The organism is Hydrogenophaga sp. PBL-H3 (assembly GCF_010104355.1).
Lineage (GTDB): Bacteria > Pseudomonadota > Gammaproteobacteria > Burkholderiales > Burkholderiaceae_C > Hydrogenophaga.
This window is the reverse complement of sequence record NZ_CP044972.1, coordinates 3069678-3091553: the sequence shown is the minus strand read 5'-3', so window position 1 is coordinate 3091553 and position 21876 is coordinate 3069678. Positions and strand designations below refer to the sequence as shown.

23 protein-coding genes and 1 pseudogene are annotated in these 21876 nt (G+C 64.8%); 12 read left to right on the top strand and 12 right to left on the bottom strand.

Annotated elements, in window-relative coordinates:
* Positions 1 to 36: 36 nt before the first annotated feature.
* The gene (pedF, locus tag F9Z44_RS14290) at positions 37 to 528 is read left to right on the top strand and encodes a cytochrome c-550 PedF (RefSeq protein ID WP_159607220.1); all 492 of its coding nucleotides are present in this window, start codon (positions 37 to 39) and stop codon (positions 526 to 528) included.
* Positions 529 to 574: 46 nt separating this feature from the next.
* Entirely contained in the window at positions 575 to 1453 is an 879-nt protein-coding gene (locus tag F9Z44_RS14285) for a substrate-binding periplasmic protein (RefSeq protein WP_159607218.1), read from the top strand.
* A gap of 32 nt (positions 1454 to 1485) precedes the next feature.
* Here the strand turns inward: F9Z44_RS14285 and F9Z44_RS14280 are convergent, their stop codons facing one another.
* Positions 1486 to 2508, bottom strand: coding sequence for a TRAP transporter substrate-binding protein (locus tag F9Z44_RS14280; protein WP_201449965.1), 1023 nt, complete (start codon positions 2506 to 2508; stop codon positions 1486 to 1488).
* A 133-nt stretch (positions 2509 to 2641) separates the two neighbouring features.
* Between F9Z44_RS14280 and F9Z44_RS14275 the strand changes: the two genes are divergently transcribed.
* The 3 genes from F9Z44_RS14275 to F9Z44_RS14265 all read left to right on the top strand — a co-directional run bounded on the left by F9Z44_RS14275 (position 2642) and on the right by F9Z44_RS14265 (position 5834).
* The gene (locus tag F9Z44_RS14275; RefSeq protein ID WP_159607216.1) at positions 2642 to 3445 is read left to right on the top strand and encodes an IclR family transcriptional regulator domain-containing protein; all 804 of its coding nucleotides are present in this window, start codon (positions 2642 to 2644) and stop codon (positions 3443 to 3445) included.
* A gap of 236 nt (positions 3446 to 3681) precedes the next feature.
* Positions 3682 to 5202 (top strand): acetaldehyde dehydrogenase ExaC, encoded by a 1521-nt coding sequence (gene exaC, locus F9Z44_RS14270; protein ID WP_159607214.1) that lies wholly within the window; start codon positions 3682 to 3684, stop codon positions 5200 to 5202.
* 260 nt (positions 5203 to 5462) lie between these two features.
* Positions 5463 to 5834, top strand: a complete 372-nt coding sequence (locus F9Z44_RS14265) for a DUF779 domain-containing protein (protein ID WP_159607212.1) — start codon at positions 5463 to 5465, stop codon at positions 5832 to 5834.
* 77 nt (positions 5835 to 5911) lie between these two features.
* On the opposite strand, the gene F9Z44_RS14260 is transcribed toward F9Z44_RS14265, so the two are convergent.
* The 5 genes and pseudogenes from F9Z44_RS14260 to F9Z44_RS14240 form a co-directional block, all read right to left on the bottom strand.
* Positions 5912 to 7030: a sigma-54-dependent Fis family transcriptional regulator gene (locus tag F9Z44_RS14260; RefSeq protein ID WP_159607210.1), complete on the bottom strand. Its 1119-nt coding sequence runs from the start codon at positions 7028 to 7030 to the stop codon at positions 5912 to 5914.
* A gap of 41 nt (positions 7031 to 7071) precedes the next feature.
* Positions 7072 to 7764: a nucleotidyltransferase family protein gene (locus tag F9Z44_RS14255; protein ID WP_159607208.1), complete on the bottom strand. Its 693-nt coding sequence runs from the start codon at positions 7762 to 7764 to the stop codon at positions 7072 to 7074.
* A complete protein-coding gene (locus tag F9Z44_RS14250; RefSeq protein WP_159607206.1) occupies positions 7761 to 8849 on the bottom strand; it encodes an XdhC family protein in 1089 nt (362 codons plus the stop codon). Before F9Z44_RS14250 ends, F9Z44_RS14255 begins: the two co-directional genes overlap by 4 nt.
* Positions 8850 to 8861: 12 nt before the next feature.
* Entirely contained in the window at positions 8862 to 9296 is a 435-nt protein-coding gene (locus tag F9Z44_RS14245) for a CoxG family protein (protein ID WP_159607204.1), read from the bottom strand.
* Between the two features lie 28 nt (positions 9297 to 9324).
* Positions 9325 to 9614: pseudogene (locus tag F9Z44_RS14240) on the bottom strand ((2Fe-2S)-binding protein).
* Between the two features lie 443 nt (positions 9615 to 10057).
* Here F9Z44_RS14240 and F9Z44_RS14235 point away from each other — a divergent pair.
* The 5 genes from F9Z44_RS14235 (at position 10058) to F9Z44_RS14215 (ending at position 14602) form a co-directional block, all read left to right on the top strand.
* Positions 10058 to 10534: a 4Fe-4S dicluster domain-containing protein gene (locus F9Z44_RS14235; RefSeq protein WP_056275763.1), complete on the top strand. Its 477-nt coding sequence runs from the start codon at positions 10058 to 10060 to the stop codon at positions 10532 to 10534.
* A gap of 124 nt (positions 10535 to 10658) precedes the next feature.
* Positions 10659 to 12506, top strand: coding sequence for an aldehyde ferredoxin oxidoreductase family protein (locus tag F9Z44_RS14230; RefSeq protein ID WP_159607202.1), 1848 nt, complete (start codon positions 10659 to 10661; stop codon positions 12504 to 12506).
* A gap of 82 nt (positions 12507 to 12588) precedes the next feature.
* On the top strand, positions 12589 to 13932 hold the full coding sequence (locus F9Z44_RS14225) for an NAD(P)/FAD-dependent oxidoreductase (protein WP_159607200.1): 1344 nt from the start codon (positions 12589 to 12591) through the stop codon (positions 13930 to 13932).
* A 111-nt stretch (positions 13933 to 14043) separates the two neighbouring features.
* A complete protein-coding gene (gene thiS, locus F9Z44_RS14220; RefSeq protein ID WP_159607198.1) occupies positions 14044 to 14298 on the top strand; it encodes a sulfur carrier protein ThiS in 255 nt (84 codons plus the stop codon).
* 4 nt (positions 14299 to 14302) lie between these two features.
* Positions 14303 to 14602 (top strand): hypothetical protein, encoded by a 300-nt coding sequence (locus F9Z44_RS14215; RefSeq protein WP_159607196.1) that lies wholly within the window; start codon positions 14303 to 14305, stop codon positions 14600 to 14602.
* A 27-nt stretch (positions 14603 to 14629) separates the two neighbouring features.
* Here the strand turns inward: F9Z44_RS14215 and F9Z44_RS14210 are convergent, their stop codons facing one another.
* The 6 genes from F9Z44_RS14210 to F9Z44_RS14185 form a co-directional block, all read right to left on the bottom strand.
* Positions 14630 to 15415 carry a flavodoxin family protein gene (locus tag F9Z44_RS14210; protein ID WP_159607194.1) on the bottom strand — a complete coding sequence of 262 codons (786 nt, stop codon included), beginning with the start codon at positions 15413 to 15415 and terminating at the stop codon, positions 14630 to 14632.
* A gap of 95 nt (positions 15416 to 15510) precedes the next feature.
* Positions 15511 to 15885 carry a fluoride efflux transporter CrcB gene (gene crcB, locus F9Z44_RS14205; protein WP_442907197.1) on the bottom strand — a complete coding sequence of 125 codons (375 nt, stop codon included), beginning with the start codon at positions 15883 to 15885 and terminating at the stop codon, positions 15511 to 15513.
* A 100-nt stretch (positions 15886 to 15985) separates the two neighbouring features.
* The gene (locus tag F9Z44_RS14200; RefSeq protein ID WP_159607192.1) at positions 15986 to 16972 is read right to left on the bottom strand and encodes a recombination-associated protein RdgC; all 987 of its coding nucleotides are present in this window, start codon (positions 16970 to 16972) and stop codon (positions 15986 to 15988) included.
* Positions 16973 to 17053: 81 nt separating this feature from the next.
* Positions 17054 to 18364 (bottom strand): TRAP transporter large permease, encoded by a 1311-nt coding sequence (locus F9Z44_RS14195; protein ID WP_159607190.1) that lies wholly within the window; start codon positions 18362 to 18364, stop codon positions 17054 to 17056.
* Positions 18365 to 18931, bottom strand: coding sequence for a TRAP transporter small permease (locus F9Z44_RS14190; protein ID WP_159607188.1), 567 nt, complete (start codon positions 18929 to 18931; stop codon positions 18365 to 18367). It abuts the gene before it with no gap.
* Between the two features lie 6 nt (positions 18932 to 18937).
* The gene (locus tag F9Z44_RS14185) at positions 18938 to 19903 is read right to left on the bottom strand and encodes a TRAP transporter substrate-binding protein (protein WP_159607186.1); all 966 of its coding nucleotides are present in this window, start codon (positions 19901 to 19903) and stop codon (positions 18938 to 18940) included.
* Positions 19904 to 19997: 94 nt separating this feature from the next.
* On the opposite strand from F9Z44_RS14185, the gene F9Z44_RS14180 reads away from it, so the two are divergent.
* Together F9Z44_RS14180 and F9Z44_RS14175 are read left to right on the top strand one after the other, a co-directional pair.
* On the top strand, positions 19998 to 20933 hold the full coding sequence (locus tag F9Z44_RS14180) for a LysR family transcriptional regulator (RefSeq protein WP_159607184.1): 936 nt from the start codon (positions 19998 to 20000) through the stop codon (positions 20931 to 20933).
* A gap of 163 nt (positions 20934 to 21096) precedes the next feature.
* A complete protein-coding gene (locus F9Z44_RS14175) occupies positions 21097 to 21873 on the top strand; it encodes a putative hydro-lyase (RefSeq protein WP_236574368.1) in 777 nt (258 codons plus the stop codon).
* Positions 21874 to 21876: the final 3 nt, after the last annotated feature.

Genomic DNA, 21876 nt, shown 5'->3' with positions numbered 1-21876 from the left:
ACAGGTGAACCCGCTTTTGACCATGGAGACCTTTCGATGAAAACCCGATCCCTTTCTCTCTCGAAACGCGCCGCTCGCGGCCTGCTGGCCCTGGCCGTGACTTGCGGCGTCGCCGCCGTGATGGCCCACGGTGACGTGACCCCGCAATCGGTGGACACCAGCACCCTGCCGCAGCTCGGCGCCAAGTGGCTCGATGCCAACCCTTTCAGCGCAGGCCCGGCCAACAAGGAAGCGCTGCGCATCGGCACCTCGGCCTACAACCAGAACTGCGCGCGCTGCCACGGTCTGGAAGCCATCTCGGGCGGCATGTCGCCCGACCTGCGCAAGTTCGACAGCGACTGCTCGGGCATGGCCGATGCGGCCAAGAAGGCGGCCTGCTACAAGGAGATGGACGACTACTACGTGTCCACCGTGCGTCGTGGTCGCGTGCGCGATGGCCGCGTGTACATGCCACCCTTCGAGGCCACGCTCACGCAGGAAGCCATCTGGTCGATCAAGACCTACCTGGAAACCCGCCGCGAGAAGTGATGTGACCCGCGAGCCGCTGGCGGCCCGCACCGTGAGGAGACAAGACATGACAGAAAAACGCACACACCTTGATCGCCGCCAGGTCCTGGCCGGCCTGCTGCCTTTGCTGGCCGGTGTACCTGTGCTGGCACAAGCCCAGACCGAGCTGAGCGACCTGGCGAAGATCCGCGCCAGCGGTGTGCTCAAGGTCGCGGTCTACAAAGACAACGCGCCCTTCTCTGACGGCCCGACCAACGACGTGAAGGGGCTGGACGTGTCGATCGCTACCGCGCTGGCCCGTCAGCTCGGCCTCAAGCTTGCGCTGCTGCCCTTCGACGCGGGCGAGAACATGAACGACGACCTGCGCAACATGGTGTGGCGGGGTCACTACCTGGGCTACGGCCCGGCCGACGTGATGCTGCAGGTGCCTGGCGACAGGTACCTCATGGCGCGCAACCGCCAGGTGCTGATCCTGGCGCCGTACATGCGCCAGTCGCTGGTGCTGGCCTATGACACCCGCCGCATCGCCGACGTGAGCAGCCCCGAGGACCTCAAGGGATTGCAGCTCGCGGCCGAGCGCGGCGCGGGTGCCACCAGCGCGCTCATGGGGTACAGCGGCGGCCTGCTGCGCGCGCAGGTTGGCATCCACAACACCGGCACGCAGGCCGTGCAAGCCATGCTTGATGGCAAGGCCGTTGCCGCCTACGTGACGCGGGCGCAGGCCGAGTCGGTGCTCTCGCGCGCGGAGGCCCAGCCCGGGCAGTACCGCCTCACGCCCCTGGCGCTCAGCGGCATCCCCGACACCGGCTGGCCGGTGGGCATGGCGATCAAGGCCGAGAACAAGGAGCTGGGCCTGGCGCTGGAATCCGCCCTGCAATCGATCCGTGGCAGCGGCGAGTTGCTGGCGATCTTCAAGCAACACGGCATGACGCTCACTGCGCCCTGAAGGCGCGGCGGGCGTGCGCAGGCTGGATCGTCTTATTTCGCCGCGCGAGCCTTCTCCACCGCTGCGATCATGTCCTTGACCAGCGGCTCGCCAACCTGTGCTGTGAGCTTGTCCATGGCCGGCTTGGCGCGCTCACGCAGTTTGGCAATCTCCTGCGCCGGCATTTCGTACACCTGCATTCCGTTTTTCTTCAGGGTATCGAGCGCCTTGGTCGCCTCCTCGCGTGCGACCTTGCGTTGGTAAAGAGCGGTTTCGCTGGCTGCGTCCTGCAAGATTTTCTGCTCGTCGGCCGACAGCTTGTCCCAGAATTTCTTGCTCACGATCACGGCCTGGGGCGTGTACATGTGGTTGGTCAGCGTCAGGTGCTTCGTGACCTCGTAGAACTTCTCGTTCACGATGTTGAGCAGCGGGTTGGTCATGCCGTCGATGGCGCCCTGCTCCAGCGCGGAATAGGTCTCGGTGTACGGCATGGGTGTCGCTGTTGCGCCAATGGTGTTCATGAAGTCAACGTACTGGGCGGTGGGAATCACGCGCATCTTCACGCCCTTGAGGTCATCGGCGGTGCGGATCGCCTTCTTGGTCGTGTGCATCTGGCGGAAACCCAGGTCCCAGTACGCCAGGCCCACGAGGCCACGTTCCTGCAGCTTGTCGAGCAACTTTCGACCTACCGGGCCGTCGATCACGGCATCCGCTTCCTTGGCGTTGCCGAACAGAAACGGGTAATCGAAGATTGCCATTTCCTTGACGTTGCCGGCCAGCAGGCTGGCGTTCATCACATTCATCTCGACATTGCCGCCTTGCATGGCCGACACCACCTGGGCGTCGGGGCCGAGTGCGCCGCCGGGAAATGGTTTGACGTTCAATTTGCCGCCGCTCTTTTTCGCCACGATCTCGGCAAACTTTTCCACGCCCATCACCTGTGGGTGGCCTTTGTTGCTGGCTGCGGTGAATTTGATGGCGCGGACTTGAATGTCCTGCGCGGCGCCGGGCAACGACAACAGCAGCGAGGCGGTGGCCAGCGAGGTGGCCAGGAAGGTGCGGCGAAGTGTGATCATGCTTGTCTCCGGGTGGTTTGGGTTGGAGCGCGAAGTGTAGGAAGGCGAGCGCATAAGCGGTAGTCACAATTTGTCAAAATGTCCGCTCACCGAACATGTAAATCGATCAGCGAACGAAACTTGGGTTTTCCCTATGGTTGTCCCGTCCCATTCCTCGACCGAAGCGGTGGCGCCCCGGCTCCCCATCGATCCGCACGACCTGATTGCTGGTCTGGGTCGCGGATTGGCCGTGATCGAAAGCTTTGACGACGGACATCCGCGCATGACCGTGGCCGAGGTCGCGACGCGCACCGGCATTCCGCGCAGTGCGGCCAGGCGCCACTTGCTGAGCTTGTGCCACTTCGGATATGCCGACAGCGATGGCAAACGCTTTTGGCTGGCGCCGCGCGTGTTGCGGCTCGGTCAGAGCTACCTGGAAGCGGCGCGGTTGCCACGCCTGGTTCAGCCCTTCATCCAGCGCCTGTCGCTTGCCACAGGCGAAACCGTCAACGTCAGTTTGCTCGACGGCCACGAGGTGGTCTATGTGGCGCGCAGCAACAGTCCGCGCGTGGTGTCGATCGGCTTCTACGCGGGCGCTCGCGTGCCGGCTCACGTGGTGGGGCCCGGAACGGTGCTGCTGGCCGCTTGGTCGGACGACGCGTTGCAGTCCTGGGTGGCGGCCCACGAGTTCAGCGCTTTTACAGCGAGCACGGTGGTGGACCGTGATGCGTTTCTTGAACAGGTGCGCGTATCGCGCGGCAGCGATGCCTGGATCTCACGTGGCCGACTTGATCCGGGTTTGGTGGGCGTGGCCGTGCGGCTCACCGACCGTCGCGGCGAAGTCCGTGCCGCCATCGGCATGACACTGCAGGCCGCGTTCTGGGATGACGCCCGAATTGCAGCGGAACTGATCCCGGCGTTGCAGGAGACCGCGGGCATCCTGCGCCCACTGCTGTAGATCATCGCCCGGCGGGAGGAGCCACACGCGGCACCGCCTGCGCATGAGCATCGCACCGGGTGTGCTGGGTTGGGACAACACGCAGCCGGTTCGCACGGTTTCGGGACAGTCGCCACGCGCCTTGTGTGCTGTCTTGCAGCGCTTTGCCGTGAAAAGCCCATGGCATGGAACTTGAGGTTTGAAGAGCGCCTGACAACACAGGTTTCGCCATCAACGTTCACCCTCAGGAAGACAACATGCTCTATGCAGCTCCTGGCGCCGCCGGCGCCAAGATCACTTACAAAAACCAGTACGACAACTTCATTGGCGGGCGCTGGATCGCGCCCATGCAGGGCCAGTACTTCGACGTCATCACGCCCGTGTCGGGCAAGGTGTACACCCGCGCGGCGCGTTCCACGGCCGAAGACATCGAACTCGCGCTCGATGCCGCGCACGCTGCAGCCGACGCCTGGGGCAAGACCTCCGCGGCCGAGCGTGCGAACGTGCTGCTGAAGATCGCTGACCGCATCGAAGCCAACCTCGAAGTGCTGGCTTACGCCGAGACCGTGGACAACGGCAAGGCGATCCGCGAAACGCTCAACGCCGACATCCCGCTCACGGTGGATCACTTCCGCTACTTTGCGGGCTGCGTGCGCGCGCAGGAGGGCTCCCTCTCCAACATCGACGAGAACACGGTGGCGTACCACATCCAGGAACCGCTGGGCGTGATCGGCCAGATCATTCCGTGGAACTTCCCCATCCTCATGGCGGCATGGAAACTTGCGCCCGCGCTGGGTGCGGGCAACTGCGTGGTGCTCAAGCCCGCCGAGTCCACGCCCATCAGCATCCTGATCCTGGCCGAACTCATCGGCGACCTGCTGCCCCCGGGTGTGCTCAACATCGTCAACGGCTACGGCCGCGAAGCCGGCATGCCGCTGGCCACCTCCAAGCGCATCGCCAAGATCGCGTTCACCGGCTCCACCTCCACCGGCCGCGTGATCGCGCAGGCCGCAGCCAACAACCTGATTCCGGCCACGCTGGAGCTCGGTGGCAAGTCGCCCAACGTGTTCTTCGCCGACATCATGGACAAGGACGATGCCTTTCTCGACAAGGCCATCGAAGGTCTCGTGTTGTTCGCGTTCAACCAGGGCGAGGTGTGCACCTGCCCGAGCCGTGCGCTGATCCAGGAAAGCATCTACGACCGCTTCATGGAGCGCGTGTTGAAACGCGTGGCCGCCATCAAACACGCCAACCCGCTGGACACCGACAGCATGATGGGTGCGCAGGCCAGCAAGGAGCAGCTGACCAAGATCCTCTCGTACCTGGACCTGGGCAAGCAGGAGGGCGCCGAGGTGCTGGCCGGTGGTGGCCAGGCCCACCTGGGTGGTGATCTGGAAGGCGGCTACTACGTGCAGCCCACGCTGTTCAAGGGCCACAACAAGATGCGCATCTTCCAGGAAGAAATCTTCGGCCCGGTGCTGGCCGTGACCACCTTCAAGGACGAGGCCGAAGCGCTGGCGATCGCCAACGACACGCTGTACGGCCTGGGTGCCGGCGTGTGGAGCCGCAACGGCAACGTGGCCTACCGCATGGGCCGCGCCATCAAGGCCGGGCGCGTGTGGACCAACTGCTACCACGCCTACCCGGCGCACGCGGCGTTTGGTGGCTACAAGGAATCGGGCATCGGGCGCGAGACGCACAAGATGATGCTGGACCACTACCAGCAGACCAAGAACCTGCTGGTTTCGTACTCGGAAAACAAGCTCGGGTTTTTCTGACGAGCCTTTGACTCCCTTCTCGCCGGAGGGGTCGCCACGTGGATTCCCAAGGGGCGCCCACCTCATACTGGAGTACCAGAAATCGGTGGTCACCCCTTGGGAATCCACGTGGCTTTCCGCGCGACGACGGTGGCGCTCCAACCACCCGGCTTCGTGGACGGTGTGGGCAGACGCCGATTTCTGGTACTCCAGCATGAGGCGGCTGCCCACACCGTCCACGAAGCTGCGAGCACCCACAAAACCCAAGAGAAGAAAACACCATGGTCGACAAAGTAGTAGCCACCCCAGCCGCCCTCGAACTGGTGGCCTTCCTCAAAACCAAACACGGCCCGGACCTGATGTTTCACCAGAGCGGCGGCTGCTGCGACAACAGCGCCGCCAACTGTTATCTGCCCGGCGAAATCACCATGGGTGCGGGCGATGTGTACCTGGGTGACGTGGGCGGCAGCCCCTTCTACATTGGCCGCGCGCAATACGAATACTGGCGCCACACGCAGCTGATCATCGACGTGATCGAAGGCCACGGCGGCACGTTTTCGCTGGAGGGGCCCGAAGGCAAGGCCTTCCACACACGCTCGCGTGTGTTCAGCGAGGCCGAGCTGGCCGAGCTGGACGCTACCCGTTCAGGTTGAGCTTGTCGCAGCCCTTGGGGGCCCACACCGCGTGAAGGCTTCGACAGGCTCAGCCCGAACGGAGGGCGCCTGTCGAATCAGCTGCGGTCGCGCTGGGCGCCGAGCTTGCGGTACACCGTGGCCCGGCTGATGCCCAGTGCGCGCGCGGCTTCCATCACGTTGCCGCGAGCCTCTTCCACCGCCTTGCGGATGAGGGCGGTTTCCACATCCTTGAGCGGCACCGCTGCGCCCGAGCCGTGCAGGGGCGCCCGCTCACCACCCGCGTTGAGGCGCGCGTGCACGTTGATCCGCAGCCCCGACCACAGGGGTACCTCCTGTGCGTTGCGCTGGGCGCGCGCAGCATCGAACAGGGTTTCCATCGGCACGGCAAACACGTCGGTGCAATGGCCCGCACGTCCCAGCGGGGCGATGCCCAGCATGTCGGCGGCGGGCCGGTTCAAGCCGGTGATGTGTCCATCGCCATCGACACAGACCAGGCCATCGCTGTCACCACCCAAGGTCTGGCCGGGCCAGTTCAGGCTCAGCAACATGCGGTGCGGCCGCGCCAGCGCCAGAGCGTTTTCGATGCTGCGCGCCGACTGCGTGACAAGGTGCTTGAGAGCGGGTTGCTCCACCACGTTCACGCCGGTGAGGTCGAGCATGCCCACGCACTGGCCGTCGGGCCCCCAGATGGGCGCGCCCGCGCAGCTGTAGGCGCTGGTGGCATCGAAGAAGTGTTCGCCGCGGTGCAGCCACACGGGCTGCAGCTCGGCCAGCGTGGCACCGATGGCGGTGGTGCCCACGGCGCGTTCGGACAGGTCCACGCCCACGCGCGCAATGCTGGAGGCTTGCGGGTTGTGGCGATCGATGGGACCGTTGACATCGATCACCAGGCCACTGGCGTCGGTGAGGATGGCGAAGTAACGGGTGTTGGCCATGGCCCGCGTGAGCGACTGGATCACCGGCGCTGCCGCGCGCAGCAAAGGCTGGTTGGCTTCGATGGCATTGCGGACCACGCTGTTCGTCACAGCATCGAAGGCAATCGGCTGGTGTGGATTGAAGCCCATGCCCAGGCAGCGCCGCCACGAGCGGTCGATCCACGGCGAGAGCTCCACCGGGGTGCTCGGGTCGCGCGTGTCCAGCACCGATTTGCGGGCCTGCTCGATCAGGGCCAGGCGGTGTGGGTGGGTCAGGGGTGACGGCGTGTTGGAGTTCACCCTCGGAATTAGAGCAGCGTTTGAGCGCCCCCGCACGGGGTTCAACTGCTCATGGGATCGGTGTTAACCCCCGGCGCGGGCTCGGGCCAGCGGCAGACCCAGCCGGTGTCGCGCGCCAGGGCGATGAGGTCGTCGGGGGTGTCCAGATCGCGCGTGTGGTGCGGGTTGTCCACCACCCAGGGCAGGGTGGCTTGCGGGTGCGCCGCGCGCCACTGCCGCAGGCTGCCGCCGGGCGCGGCCAGCAGGTCCGTGCGCACCGCGGCGTCCATCATCACGGGATGGCCCGGCACGCCGTTCACCAAGGGCACCACGACCTGGCAGCCGGCCGGGCGGCGCTGGAAAGCATCCAGCACGGCCCCGATGTCGGTGGCGTTGATCAGGGGCTGGTCGGCCAGCAGCACCATCACGGCTTGCACGTCGTCGCCGAGCGCGTGCAGACCCAAATGCAGCGAAGAGGCCGGGTCGTCTCCGGGCGCGGGGTTGACCACCCGGCGCGGTGTGAGGTGCTCGGGCCATTGCGCCAGGTGCGCCTGAATTTCGGCGGCGTGGTGACCGAGCACCAGCACGGGCGTCTGAAGCCCCAGGCTGCGCACCGAGCGCACCAGCCGCTCCAGCAGGCTGTGGCCTTGCACCTCCAGAAGGCACTTGGCCCGCCCACCCATGCGCCGGCCAGCGCCGGCAGCGAGGATGAGCACCCCGGTGTGCAACGGCTGTGGCGGTGGAGGGGTGTTCACCGTGCGGGGGCTTGTGAAAAGCAGGTCGGCCCGGACGGTTCGGCCGGGCCATCCGCCAGCGCGTTCTTGGCGTGCGCCACGTCCATGTCGCGCGGCAGCGGCACGCCGTTTTTCACCGCCAGCACCTCGGCCATGATGCTCACCGCGATCTCGGGCGGGGTCTTGCTGCCGATGTAGATGCCGATCGGACCGCGCAACCGCGCGAGGCTCTCGGCCGTCTGCTCGAAGTGCTCGATCAAACGGGCGTGGCGTGCTTCGTTGTTGCGCCGCGAGCCGATGGCACCCACGTAAAACGCCTCGGTGTCCAGCGCTTCGAGCAGGGCGAGGTCGTCGAGCTTGGGATCGTGCGTGAGCGCGATCACGCAGCTGCGGCGGTCGACCTTGAAATCGCGCACCACGTCGTCGGGCATCTCTGTCATGAGCGTCACGCCAGGCACCGACCAGGACGCGCGGTACTCCTCGCGCGGATCGCACACGGTGACCGCGAAGCCGCTGAACAGCGCCATGGAGGCAAGGTACTCGGTGAGCTGGCCCGCGCCGATGAGCAGCATGCGGTACTCGGGGCCGAAGGTGTTGGCGAGCAGCTCGCCGTCGTCGATCAGGGGCGAGGGCGCGGTGACCTCGCGCAGTTCCACGCGGCCTCGGGCCAGCTCGGTGCGCCGCTGGACCATGTGGCCATCGGCCAGCGATTGCACCAGCGCCAGCAGCGAGGCAGCGTCGGGGTTGAATTCGAGCACCAGCTCCAGCGTGCCGCCGCAGGGCAGACCGAAGCGGTGGGCTTCGTCGGCGCTCACACCGTACTTCACGCGCTGCGGCGTGCTGTCGGGAATGTCGTGGGTGATGCCTGCCACTGATGCGCTGGTGCTGGTCTGGTTGGCGCGGCTGTAGCGGTAAATCAGGTCGTCTTCAATGCAGCCGCCCGAGACCGATCCGACCACCGCACCGCTCTCGCACAAGGCCATGATGGAGCCCACCGGGCGCGGAGACGAGCCCCAGGTGCGCACCACGGTAGCGAGCAGGGCGCGTTGCCCCTGGGCGCGCCAGCCGTGCAGTGTGCGCAGAACGGTGACGTCGAGGTTTTCCATTTGTGGTGACTTTCAGCCCCGCGTGGCCAGGTAGACCGCTGCCGCCACGAGGACGGCGATCGTACCCCACACCCAGGCGGGCAGACCCGCGCTGGCCGCAGGCGCGGGCAGGGCCACCACCTCGCCGGCGGCCACCGGGTAGCGGCGTTGCAGCTCTTCTTCGAAGCGGCGGAAAAAGTCTTCGACCAGCGACTTGGCCGCGCCGTCGATCAGACGCTGGCCGAGCTGCGCGATCTTGCCGCCCACGGTGGAGTGCACGGTGTAGCTGAGCTCGCAGCCGCAGCCGCTTTGCTTGAGCAGCACCGACGACTCGCTCTTGCCGAAACCAGCCACACCGCCTTGCGCGTCGAAGCCGAGCTTGTAGGACTGCGGGGGCACGATATCGAAGAGCACCACGCGGCCGTTGAAGCGCGCGGCCACCGGACCGATTTTGATGGCGCTGCCCACCGCGCAGGTGTTCTCTGTCGTTGGCTCCTCATGCCGTCAAGCCCGCAGCACCCTGCTGCCCGGCTCCGACGATGTTTTGATACCCGGTGCAACGGCACAGGTTGCTTTCGAGCAGTTCGCGGATTTGCGTCGCCTTCGCGTTGGGGTGCTGCTGGCACAGGCTCACCGCCTCATGACCATGCCCAGCGTGCAGAAGCCGCATTGCGCCGTGTCGCAACCCACGTGGGTGCCGGTGAGCTGAAGGGTTTGAACCAGCAGCGTGTGGGGCGCTGCATCCACGGTCACGGCTTTTCCGTTGACCTTCAACTGGACCTGCATGCCTGTCTCCTGGGGTTGTGGGCGAACGCGAGTGAAACACGCTCGATTGACCGCCGAATTGAGTGATGACCCTCCATTCAATTGAGTGTTTTCAATCATTCTCACTTTGAAAAAAATGGCTTCTTGATGTCCTGTCGATTAAATCGATGATTGGGTTTGAATTGCCATTTTGTCGAATTGCACAAGTTGACTTGCGCATTGCAATGGATGGGGGCAATCGCGGTGTGGCAGGGCTGCCAGCGGGCTGCGCACGGAAAATCTGTTCGAGCAGGGCGCGCACGGGCCTGAGAAAACGGTGTCTCAAACTGAGACTTTTTGAAAGGGCGCCGTTCAATTGCGGGTAAACCCTGAACCCGAAATGCACCCACAACCAAACAATCGTATGAAGAAGCCTGCATAAAGCGTCCCCACGGACAGGCTTCTACCCACACCCGGAGACACTTATGCAAAAAGTCCTACACATCAACCCCGACAAATGCACCGGCTGCCTGCAGTGCGAAATGGCCTGTTCGTTCGAGAACTACGGCACCTACGCCACGTCGAAGTCGCGCATCAAGGTTTTTGACTTCCATCACACCGGCAAGAAGGTTCCCTACACCTGCACGCAGTGCGACGAGGCCTGGTGCCTGCACGCCTGCCCGGTGGAAGCGATCACGGTGGACAAGATGACGGGCGCCAAGGTGGTCAACGAGACCACCTGCGTGGGTTGCAAGGTCTGCACGATCGCCTGCCCCTTCGGCACGATCAACTACGTTCAGGAAACCGGCAAGGTCCAGAAGTGCGACCTGTGCGGTGGTGAGCCGGCCTGCGCCGAAGCCTGCCCGACCGCCGCCATCACCTTCATTGATGCCAACTGGACCGGCATGGACAAGATGAAGCAGTGGGCCGACAAGCTGGGCAACCAGCCTTCAGCAGCCTGAAACCTTGTGGGTCAGACCACTCGCGCAGCGATGTGCTCTGACCCCAAGCCCGAACCCTTGCGGGTCAGACCACTCGCGCAGCGATGTGCTCTGACCCCAACTGATTAACTCAAGGAGCATCAACATGTCATGGGCTGGAAAAATCCTCCGCGTCAACCTGACCGCGGGCACCGTGAAGACCGAAGCGCTGAACACCGAGTGGGCACGTTCCTACATCGGCTCGCGTGGTCTGGGCAGCAAGTACCTGGTGAGCGAGGTTGACCCCAAGGTCGATCCGCTGTCGCCTGAGAACAAGATCATCTGGGCCACCGGCCCGCTGACCGGCACGATGGCCTCCACCGGCGGCCGCTACACCGTCATCACCAAGGGCCCGCTGACCGGTGCCATCGCCTGCTCCAACTCGGGCGGCTACTGGGGAGCCGAACTCAAGATGGCTGGCTGGGACATGATCATCTTCGAGGGCAAGAGCCCGAAGCCGGTCTACCTCTACATCAACGACGACGTGGCCGAGCTGCGCGATGCCGGCCACCTCTGGGGCCAGAGCGTGTGGAAGACCGAAGAAGTCCTCAAGTCGAGCCTGCAGGACCCGCTGGTGCGCGTGTCGAGCATTGGCAAGGCCGGTGAGAACGGCGTGTTGTACGCGGCCGTGGTCAACGACCTGCACCGCGCGGCTGGCCGCTCGGGCGTGGGCGCCGTGATGGGCAGCAAGAACCTCAAGGCCATTGCCGTGCGCGGTACCAAGGGCGTGGGTAACATCCGCGACCCCAAGGCCTTCATGAAGACCACCTTCGAGAAGAAGAAGATCCTGGCCGAGAACGCCGTGACGGGCCAGGGCCTGCCAGCCTACGGCACGCAGGTGCTGATGAACGTGATCAACGAGATCGGCGCGCTGCCCACCCGCAACCACCGCGACGTGCAGTTCGAAGGCGCCAAAGACATCTCGGCCGAGGCCATGGTCACGCCGCGAGAGAGTGACGGCAAGAAGCACCTGGTGACCAACCAGGCCTGTTTCGGTTGCACGATCGCGTGTGGCCGCATCAGCAAGATGGACGAGGGCCACTTCACCGTGGCCAACAAGCCGCAGTACTGGGGTGCCAACGGCGGCCTGGAATACGAGGCGGCCTGGGCACTCGGCGCGGCCAACGGCGTGAACGATCTGGAAGCCCTGCAATACGCCAACCTGCTGTGCAACGAAGAAGGGTTCGATCCCATCAGCTTCGGCGCCACGGTGGGCGCGGTGATGGAGCTCTATGAGATGGGCGTGCTCACGCAAGAGCAACTCGGTATCGACGCGAAGTTCGGCTCGGCGCAAGCACTGGCCCACTTTGCGGAGATCACCGCCAAAGGCGAAGGCTTCGGCAAGGAAATCGGCATGGGCTCGGCCCGCCTGACCAAGAAGTACGGCCATCCGGATCTGTCAATGAGCGTGAAGGGCCAGGAATTCCCGGCCTACGACGGTCGCGCGATCCAGGGCATCGGTCTGGCTTACGCCACCTCCAACCGTGGCGCCTGCCACCTGCGCGGCTACACCATCGCTTCTGAAGTGCTGGGCATCCCGGTCAAGACCGATCCGGTCGAGAGCGAGGGCAAGCCCGAACTGGTGAAGGCGTTCCAGGACGCCACCGCCGCGTTCGACTCGTCGGGCCTGTGCGTGTTCACCACCTTCGCCTGGGGCGTGGCCGATCTGGCGCCGCAACTGCAAGCGGCGTGCAACGAAGAGTTCACCACCGAGGAGCTGGAGAAGATCGGTGAGCGCATCTGGAACATGGAGCGCGAATTCAACAACGCCGCCGGCTTCACCGCCAAGGACGATTCGCTGCCCAAGCGCCTGCTGACCGAAGCCGCCAAGACCGGCGCCTCCAAAGGCATGGTCAGCAAGCTGCCCGAGATGCTGCCCAAGTACTACGCCGCGCGCGGCTGGGACTCCGAGGGACGCCCCACCGCTGAAACCCGGGCTCGCCTGAGCCTGTAAAGCCCAGCCCCGAACAGCCTTGGCCTGAACCCAGGGGGCAGTCACCACGCTGCCCCCTTTCTTTTTTTCGAGGAGACACGACATGCACCACGTCATCCTGGGCGCCGGCCCCGCCGGTGTCATCGCCGCCGAGACCATCCGCAAGCATGCCCCCGCCGACTCCATCACCCTGGTGGGGGACGAGGCCGAGCCACCGTATTCGCGCATGGCCATTCCCTATCTGCTCATCGGCAACGTGAAGGAAACCGGCACCTACCTGCGCAAGAGCCTCACGCACTACACCGACCTGCGCATCAACCAGGTGGCCGGTCGCGCCACCCGGGTGGACACGAAGGCGCGCACCGTCACGCTGGACAACGGCAACACGCTGTCGTTCGACAAGCTGCTGATCGCCACCGGCTCGCACCCGGTGCGCCCCCCGATTCCCGGCATGGATCTGCCCGGCGTGCACCCCTGCTGGACGCTGGAAGATGCGCGCGCCATCATGGCCCTGGCCAAGCCCGGTGCCCGCGTGTTGCAGATGGGTGCGGGCTTCATCGGCTGCATCATCATGGAAGCTCTGGCTGCGCGCGGCGTGGCACTGAGCGTGGTGGAAATGGGCGACCGCATGGTGCCGCGCATGATGGGCCCCACGGCGGGCGGCATGATCCGCGACTGGTGCGAGAAAAAGGGTGTGAAGGTCTTCACCGGCACCAAGGTGGAAGCGATCGAGCGTGCCACCAGCGAGCCTACCGGCATCGTCGGCAAGCTGGCCAGTGCCATGGGACTGGGGTCGTCCGAGCCGGCCAAGGGCTTGCGCGTCAAGCTCTCGGGCGGGCAGACGGTGGAGGCCGATCTGGTGATCAGCGCCACCGGCGTTCGTCCAGCCATCGGCTTCCTGAAGGACTCGGGCATCACCTGCCTGGTGGGGGTGCTCACCGACGAACACCTGCAGACCAATGTGCCGGGCGTCTATGCTGCCGGTGACTGCGCTGAAGCGTTTGACAAGGTCAGCGGCAAGACCATCGTGAGTGCCATCCAGCCCAACGCCGCCGAGCAGGCGCGCGTGGCCGCGCTCAACATGGTGGGTCAGAAAGCCGACCTCAAGGGCGTGACGCAGATCAACGTGCTCGACACGCTGGGCCTCATTTCCACGAGCTTCGGCAACTGGGAGGGTGTGGCCGGTGGCGAACACGCCGAACTCACCGACAAGGCCAGCGGGCGCCACCTGAGCCTGCAGTTCAAAGACGATGTGATGGTGGGCTGCAACTCGGTCGGCTGGACCGAGCATGTTGGCGTGATGCGGGGCCTGGTCGAAGGCCAGGTGAAGCTGGGCGACTGGAAGGACCGCCTGATGCACGACCCGACGAAGTTGATGGACGCCTACCTCGCCAGCGCGCAAGGGCAGGGCCAATGGGCGGGCGCTGCAGATGAGCGTCGGCGCTGAACGATTGGCCCCCACGCTCCGCCGCATCGCGGGTCGCTGCCCCCCAAGGGGGCTGATCCGCCTTGGGGCGGCCCGGCGGCGGATCGTTCTCCGTTGATCACAATCCCTTCCATGAACATCACTTTCAAACTGTTTGCCACCCTCACCGATTACCTGCCTCCCGAAGCCCGGCGCAGCAACCAGGTGTCGCTGGACATCGATCCGGCCACACCCATCAGCCAGATCATCGAGCCTTTTGGTCTGCCACCCAAGCTGGTGCACCTGGTGCTGGTCAACGGCAAGTACATCCAGCCAGACGAGCGCCTGAGCGCCACGTTGGTCGAAGGCGACGTGCTCGCCATTTGGCCGCCGATTGCCGGGGGCTGAAGCGATGCAGTCGCGTTATGAGGAGCGCTTCGAACGCGACATGGGTTGCACCGAGGCCGAGTGGCTGGGCTGGTTGCCAGCGGCGGTGGGGGCGTGCACCTGGCACCGCGAAGGTGCCCACGCCGTGATCGAGGTGCCTCCCGGGCGCCTGGTTCTGAGCTGGGCGCAGCAGCCGCCACGCGTGATCGCGCTCATGCGCATGCCGGTGCTGCGGGTGAACTTCGCCTTCAGTGGCCTGGACGCGGAGCAGCGCTACGCCTTCATGAAGCGCTTCGACCTCTACATGCAGCGCGGCGGCGGCTGAAACCTGGCGTGTCTCCGCGGCCAGACATCACCCGGGACGCGGGCGTTCGGACTGCAGCGATTTGAGCCGGCCACCGCGCAACTCGGCAACGGCCTGGGCGATGGACTGGGCGGCTTGGCGCGTTTCGTCCTGTTCGTTGAGAGCGCGGTCCAGCGCATAGCGGCCGGGTTCACCTGATTCGTTGCATCCAATGCACCGGTCCAGCCGGGCCACAGCGCCTGCGTCGATGAAGCCCATCCAGTCGAGCCAGTCACACAGCGGGCGGCGCGAGCTTTCAATGCCTGCTGCGTCGCCGTGCACCACGACGCCGTAGGCTCGTCCGGCCAGATGCATGGGGCGGCCGAACCCGGCCAATTCCGATGTCTTGGCTGGTGCGGCCTGCCCGCCGCTGTCGGCCCACACCAGGCGGTCGATCATCTGCTTGAGCGGGCCGGGGCTCTGGCACCAGTGGACCGGCGTGATGATCAGCACCGCGTGCGCGGCGGTCCAGCGCTCGCGGATCGTGGCCATCCGGTCGGGTGTCTGGCCCAGCCCGTGTTGCGGGTGACAGCTGCAGGGACCGTGGCCCCGTGGCATGGCCGTGGACATGCAGTCCTTGCCGGGATGAAGGTGCAACGGGCATTCCGAAGTGACGAGGCTCAGGTCAAGCACATCGCATTCGATGCCGATGGTCTCCAGTGTCTCGCGCGCAATGTGTGTGAGGCGGGCGCTCTGCGCGTTCTCGTCGGGGCAGGTGCCGTTGTCGGGCATTGCGCCGCACACCAGCAGCACGCGGGTGGGGGAGGACACCTGGGGGGCGCGGAAGTGGCTCATGGCGGTGGGTGCGGTTCGCAAGGGCACCAATGTGGCCGAGTCGCGCGCCGGTGTCTGTTCGCTGGCGCACCTGCTGCATCGCGGGGGGTTGAGCGTCAGGCCAGTGTTTTGAGGCCCAACCAGGTGAGCAACAGCGAGCCGATCAGGTGCAGCCCGGCCACCCCGCTGGCCATCACGACGCGGCCTTGTTGCAGCAGCGTCACCACCTCGGCCGAGAAGGTGGAGAAGGTGGTGAGTGCACCCAGCAGACCGGTGATGATGGCCAGGCGCCACACCGGATCGAGTTGCGGCTGGGTGTTGAAGAACGCCACCGACAGCCCGATGGCGTAGGCCCCGATCCAGTTGGCGGCCAGCGTGCCCCAGGGCAGCAGCGAGCCGGGTGTCGTGAGCCACAGGCCCAGGCGCCACCGCGCCAGCGCGCCCACGCAGGCGCCCAGGCAGATGGCAATGACGCTGGGCAGGGTGTTCATGGCGTGGCTTTCTGACATGCCGTTCGCCCTGAGCTTGTCGAAGGGCTCGCGAGGTTTCGTGGTGGGGCTTCGACAGGCTCAGCCCGAACGGAGATGCAGGTCAGAAGGGTGGGCCTTCGTCGTCTCCGTCAGCAGTCACGGCAGCGGGCTGAGCTGCAGAGGGTGCGTCGCCCGCGGGCGCGGCACCGAACGCCATCTCGCCGCCCAGCGCCTCGACGAGTTCGGGTAACAGCTTCTGCAGTTCGCCAGTGGAGAGGGCCACGTCTGCATCAAAGCCGTTCTCGCCTTCGTCCGGGCGGCCGTCGAACACACCTTCGAGGAAGTTGATCTTCTTCAACTGCAGCGACTCGGTGAGCACGAAGCCGATGCGGCCTTCCCAGCTCAGCGCCAGGCGCGTGGGCAGTTTGCCTTCGGTGATGTGCTGGCGCACCTCGTCGGTGGCGAGGTTGTGGCGGGTGAATTTCACCGACGACTTTTCTTCGTCGCCCGATTTCAGTTCGCACTCGCGCTCCACCGCGAAGCCGCCCGGCCATTCGTCGGGCGTGGTGGCCGAGAGCCATTGCGTCATGGCGGTTTGCGGCGTCACGGCGGTCTGCAGCAGTGTGATGACCAGGCCGTCGAAGGCGCGCACCAGGGCGGTCACGACCTCGTCGATCTTGCCCTGGCTGCTGGCATCGGTCACGAGCCAGCCGGCCTCCAGGTCGAGCCAGATCCACACGTTCATCTGGCGTGCAAACGCCTGCGGGAGCAGGGCCAGCAGCGCGTCTTCGCGCAGCGCCTTGGTTTCCTTCTTGCCGGGCTTGCGGCCGGTGGTGGCCTCGATGTGGTCGGCCTCTTCCTGCGCCTTCTTTTTCACCACCGAGCCGGGCACGCCCTTGGTCTCGATCTGTAGTTTGAGGATGCGCTGGCCGGCGACCGATTCCACCAGCGGGCCATGGGCCTCGCCACGCGGCTCGACCCAGCCGACCGACTTGTCCTGCGTGGCACCGCAGGGCTTGAAGCGGGCCGCGTCGAGGGCGGCCTCCATGTCTGCCACCGTTGCCGTCCAGCCGGGGGCAATGCGGTAGATCGTCACATTCTTGAACACGGGATTCCTCTGAAAAAAGCAAACCGCCGCACAAGGGCGGCGGGGAAGTGTCAGTGTAGAGGATGCGGCTTGGCCCTCCGGCTACAACTCCTTGCCCATCACCAGGTTGGGCAGCACGGTGACGATGCCGGGGAACAGCGTGATGAGCGCAATGGCCAGGATCATGCAGGCGAAGAAGGGCAAGGTGACGCGCGCGATGCGGTTGCTGTCGATGCCGGTCATGTTCTGCAGCACGAACAGGTTGAAGCCCACCGGCGGCGTGATCTCGGCAATCTCGATCAGCATGATGATGAAGATGCCGAACCACACCAGATCGAAGCCCGCCTGCTGGACCATGGGCAGCACCACGGCGCTGGTGAGCACGATCATGCTGATGCCGTCGAGCGCCGCACCCAGCACGAGATACACCACCACCAGCACCGCGATCAGCCCGTAGGGCGAGGGATTCAGAGCCTGCACCATCTCGGCAAGTTCGCGCGGAATACCGGTGAAGGCCATGGTCTTGGTGAGAAAGGCTGCGCCCGCCAGGATGAACATGATCATGCAGCTGACCCGCGTGGCGCCGGTCAGGCCTTCCCAGAAGTTGCGCCATGTCAGTTGCCTGCTGGCCGCAGCGATCAGCAATGCTCCCAGCACGCCATAGGCCGCGCATTCAGTGGCGGTGGCGATGCCCGAGACCAGCACCCAGACGATGAAGACGATGAGCAGACCGCAGGGAATGAGGCTGCCCGAGCGTCGCATTTTCTCGGCGAAGGTGGTGGGCGCTTCGGGCGGCGGCACCTTGTCAGGATTGCGCAGGCTCCACCACACGATGTAGCCCGAAAACAATCCCATCAACAGAAAGCCCGGCAGGAAGCCAGCCAGGAAAAGGCGGATCACGCTGGCGTCGGCGGCCACGGCGTAGACCACCATGGTGATCGACGGTGGAATCAGGATGCCCAGACCACCGGCGGCGGCGAGTGATCCCAAGGCGAGGTTGCGGTCGTACCCGCGCTTCTCCAGCTCCGGCAGCGCGACCTTGGCGATGGTGGCGCAGGTGGCGGCGGAGGAGCCCGAGACCGAGCCGAAGATGCCGCAGCCCAGCACGGTGGTGTGCATCAGGCGGCCGGGCACGCGCGAGAGCCACGGCGACAGGCCATCGAACATCTGCTCGGACAAACGGGTGCGGTAGAGCACTTCGCCCATCCAGATGAACAGCGGCAAGGCCGCCAGTTCCCAGCTGGCCGTGGTCTCCCAGAATGCCGAGAAGAGGTTCTTGCCCGGCAACGTGGTGGTGAAGAAGGCCTGACCCACCCAGCCGACGATGGCCAGCGTCATGGCGATCCAGACGCCGCCGCCCAGCATGAGCAACATGATGAAGAGCAGCAGGGCACCGATTTCAAGCAGGCCCATTCAGAGCTCCTCCGAAAAGTCACCGCGCGCGTGTCGCTCTTCGACACGGGTCACATAGGTCGGCCGCTGGCCGCGCAGCACGCCCACGCATTCGTCGAGCGCCGCGATCACCAGGATGGCCGAACCCACCACGAAGCTCATCTGCGGGATCCAGATGGGAATGGCCACCATGTTGCCCGCGATGTCGTTGAACGCCCAGCTTTCGTAGGTGAACATGGCCGCCCAGTAGCCCAGGTAGGCAATCGTCACGGTGGCCACCGCCAGCGCGATCACCTCCATCCAGCGGCGCACGGCCGGGCTCGCCCATTCCAGCACCAGGGTGACCCGCACGAAGTCACCGTTGCGAAAGCTGTAGGCCATGCCGAGGAACGCGGCGGCGGCGCACAGCCAGGCCACGACATCGTTCACCCACGACACCCGCCACTCAAACAGGCGCCCTGCGGAGGCCCAGAGCATCAGGATCAGGATGCCCAGCACACACAGGGCGGCCAGGCCACCGCCAAGCGCGTACAAGCCATCCAGCGCGCGCCGCAGGGGGCTGCGCGCCGGGGAGTCGACGGAGGTCATGCCGGGTCAGCGGTTGAGGCTGTCAACGAGGGATTTGCCCTCGGCACCGGCCTTATCCTGCCATTCCTTCAGCATCGTGTCGCCCACCGCCTTGAGATCGGCTTTCAGTTGAGGTGATGGCGGCAGGATGTTCATGCCGCGGGCCTTGAGCGTGGCCAGGGTGTCGGTGTTGACCTTTTGTGAGGCTTCCCATCCGCGGGCTTCGGCATCGGCTCCAGCCTTGAGCAAGGCGTCCTGCGTCGGCTTGTCCAGCGCTTCAAATGCCTTGCGGTTCACCAGCACGGCGTTCTTGGGCAGCCATGCCTGCACGTCGTAGTAGTAAGACAGGTGTTCGTAGAGCTTGCTGTCCACACCGGTGGCGCCCGAAGTCATGTTGGTTTCAACCACCCCGGTGGCCAGCGCCTGCGACAACTCGGCAGCCTGCACGGTGACGGGCTGGGCGCCGACCAGGTCGGCGATGCGCGCTGTCGAAGGGCTGTAGGCGCGCCACTTGCTGCCCTTGAGGTCGGCGGCGCTGTTGATCGGCTTCTTGCTGTAAAGCCCCTGGGGCGGCCAGGCCACGGCGTAGAGCAACATCATTCCTTGCTCCGCAAGCTTCTTCTCCATGATGGGTCGCTGAGCCTTGTAGAGCTTCATCGATTCGGCATAGCTGTCGGCCAGGAAGGGCAGGCCATCGGCCCCGAACATCTGCCACTCGTTCTGGTAGTTGGCGAGAAGGATCTCGCCGATCTGGGCCTGTCCGCCCTGCACTGCTCGCTTGATTTCGGGAGCCTTGAACAGCGACGCGCCGGGGTGCACCGTGATCTTGAGTTTGCCGCTGGTGGCCTTGTCCACGTCGTTGGCAAATGCCGTCAAATTGACGGTGTGGAAGTTGCTGGCCGGGTAGGCAGCAGGCAAGTCCCATTTGGTTTGCGCGTGGGCTGCGGTGCCCAGAACCAGGGCGGCGACAAGCATGCCAAATTGGTGCTTCATGATTTCTCCGGGACAATGAATGGATGAATCGGATCACCAGCATAAATGCAAATACCGGGCCAGTCGCTCGGGTATTTCCCCCTGAGCCAACTTCATGAACCTGCGATTTGTTGAGGCGTTTTACTGGGTAGCCTCGCTCAAAAGCGTCACGCGTGCGGCCGACAAGTTGTTTCTCACGCAGTCAGCCATGTCCAGTCGCATCGCAGCGCTGGAGGAGGAACTGGGCGTGTTGTTGCTGGACAGGCGCGACAAGCAGTTTCGCCTGACGGTGGCTGGAACGCGCTTCTTCACCTATGCCCAGCGGTTGCTGGAACTGCAGCGTGAGGTGAAGGCCGAGATGGGGTCGGGGGCGGCACTGGCGGTGTCTCTGCGCATCCGCGCCATCGAATCGGTGCTGCATTCCTGGTTGATCCCGTGGATCGAGAAACTGCGCGCTGACCACCCAGCGCTGGCACTTGAACTCACCGTGGAAACCACACCCATCCTCGTGGAGCAGGTGCAACGCGGCACACAGGACATCGTGTTTGCCGCCTTGCCCGCAGCAGCCGATGGCGTGCGCAGTCGAACGCTGCCGCCAATGGAAATGGTGTTCATGGGCCACACGCAATTGCATCGCAAGCGCCGCTACGCCTTGAGCGAATTGGCTGAACTGGAACTGTTGACGTTCCAACGCGGATCGCATCCTCATGTCGCGCTGATCGACCTGTTCCGACAGGAGGGCGTGGAGCCCGGTCGGGTGCACACCATCTCATCGATCTCGGCCATGGTGCAACTGGTACAAGGCGGCTTTGGCGTGGCCACGCTGCCGCTCTACGCGGTGCAGCGCATGCAGAACTATCCAGATCTGCGTCCACTGGCATGCGACAGCGCATTGCAGCCACTGCCGATCCACGCCAGCTATCGAACAGATCCCACAACGAGCGCTGTGGAGACGGTGGTGCAGTCCGCGCTGGCCTTCGTTGATGCGCAGTTTGGCACCAAGACACACGCTGGGCGTGCACCAATAAAGCGAGTTCTGCCCCGTTCCTGAGCATTGACAAAATCGATTAGCTAAGCGAAAAATTTTGAGTTTGAACTCCCGCTGATCGCCCTCCACAATCCGCCCATCGTCATCACGGTGACATGCAACGGCAACAGGAGACGCGGTGGATTCAGCTTCCCAACACGCAGTGGATGTGTTCGGCCCAGACGGTCTGCAGAACGCTTCGCATGTGCGTAGCCTCATCCGCCAGGGTCGTTGGAGCTCCCATACCAGCGGCCTGGCCGACGAGCACGTGCAGGGCAATGTGGTCATCCTTCCAGAGTCATTGGCTGTCGACTTCCTTCGTTTCTGTCAACGCAATCCCAAGCCCTGCCCGTTGCTGGCGGTGTCCGAGCCAGGCGATCGTCGGGTGCCGATGCTGGGTTCTGACATCGACATTTGCTCTGACCTGCCGCGCTACCGTGTCTGGCGCCATGGCGAGCTGATCGACGAGCCCACAGACATCACGAACCTCTGGCGCGAAGACCTGGTGAGTTTTGTGATCGGCTGCTCGTTCTCCTTTGAGCAGGCGCTGTTGGCGGCGGGGCTTCCGCTGCGCCACGTTGAGCAAGGGCGCAACGTTGCGATGTACCAAACCAACATTTCCACCGAAGCGGCTGGACTTTTCGGTGGCCCACTCGTGGTGTCCATGCGGCCCATGAAGGCTGCTGACGCCATCCGGGCTGTACAGGTGACATCTCGCTTTCCCAGCGTCCACGGGGCACCGGTGCACATCGGTGATCCGTCCCAGATCGGCATTCACGACCTCTCGCGGCCCGACTATGGCGATGCGGTGGACGTGATGCCCGATGAGCTGCCTGTGTTCTGGGCTTGCGGCGTCACACCGCAAGCCGCGATCCAGCAGGCCCGCCCCGCGTTCTGCATCACCCACGCCCCAGGTGCGATGCTGATCACCGACCTTCTCAACCACCAGTTAGCTAGTTTTTGAACC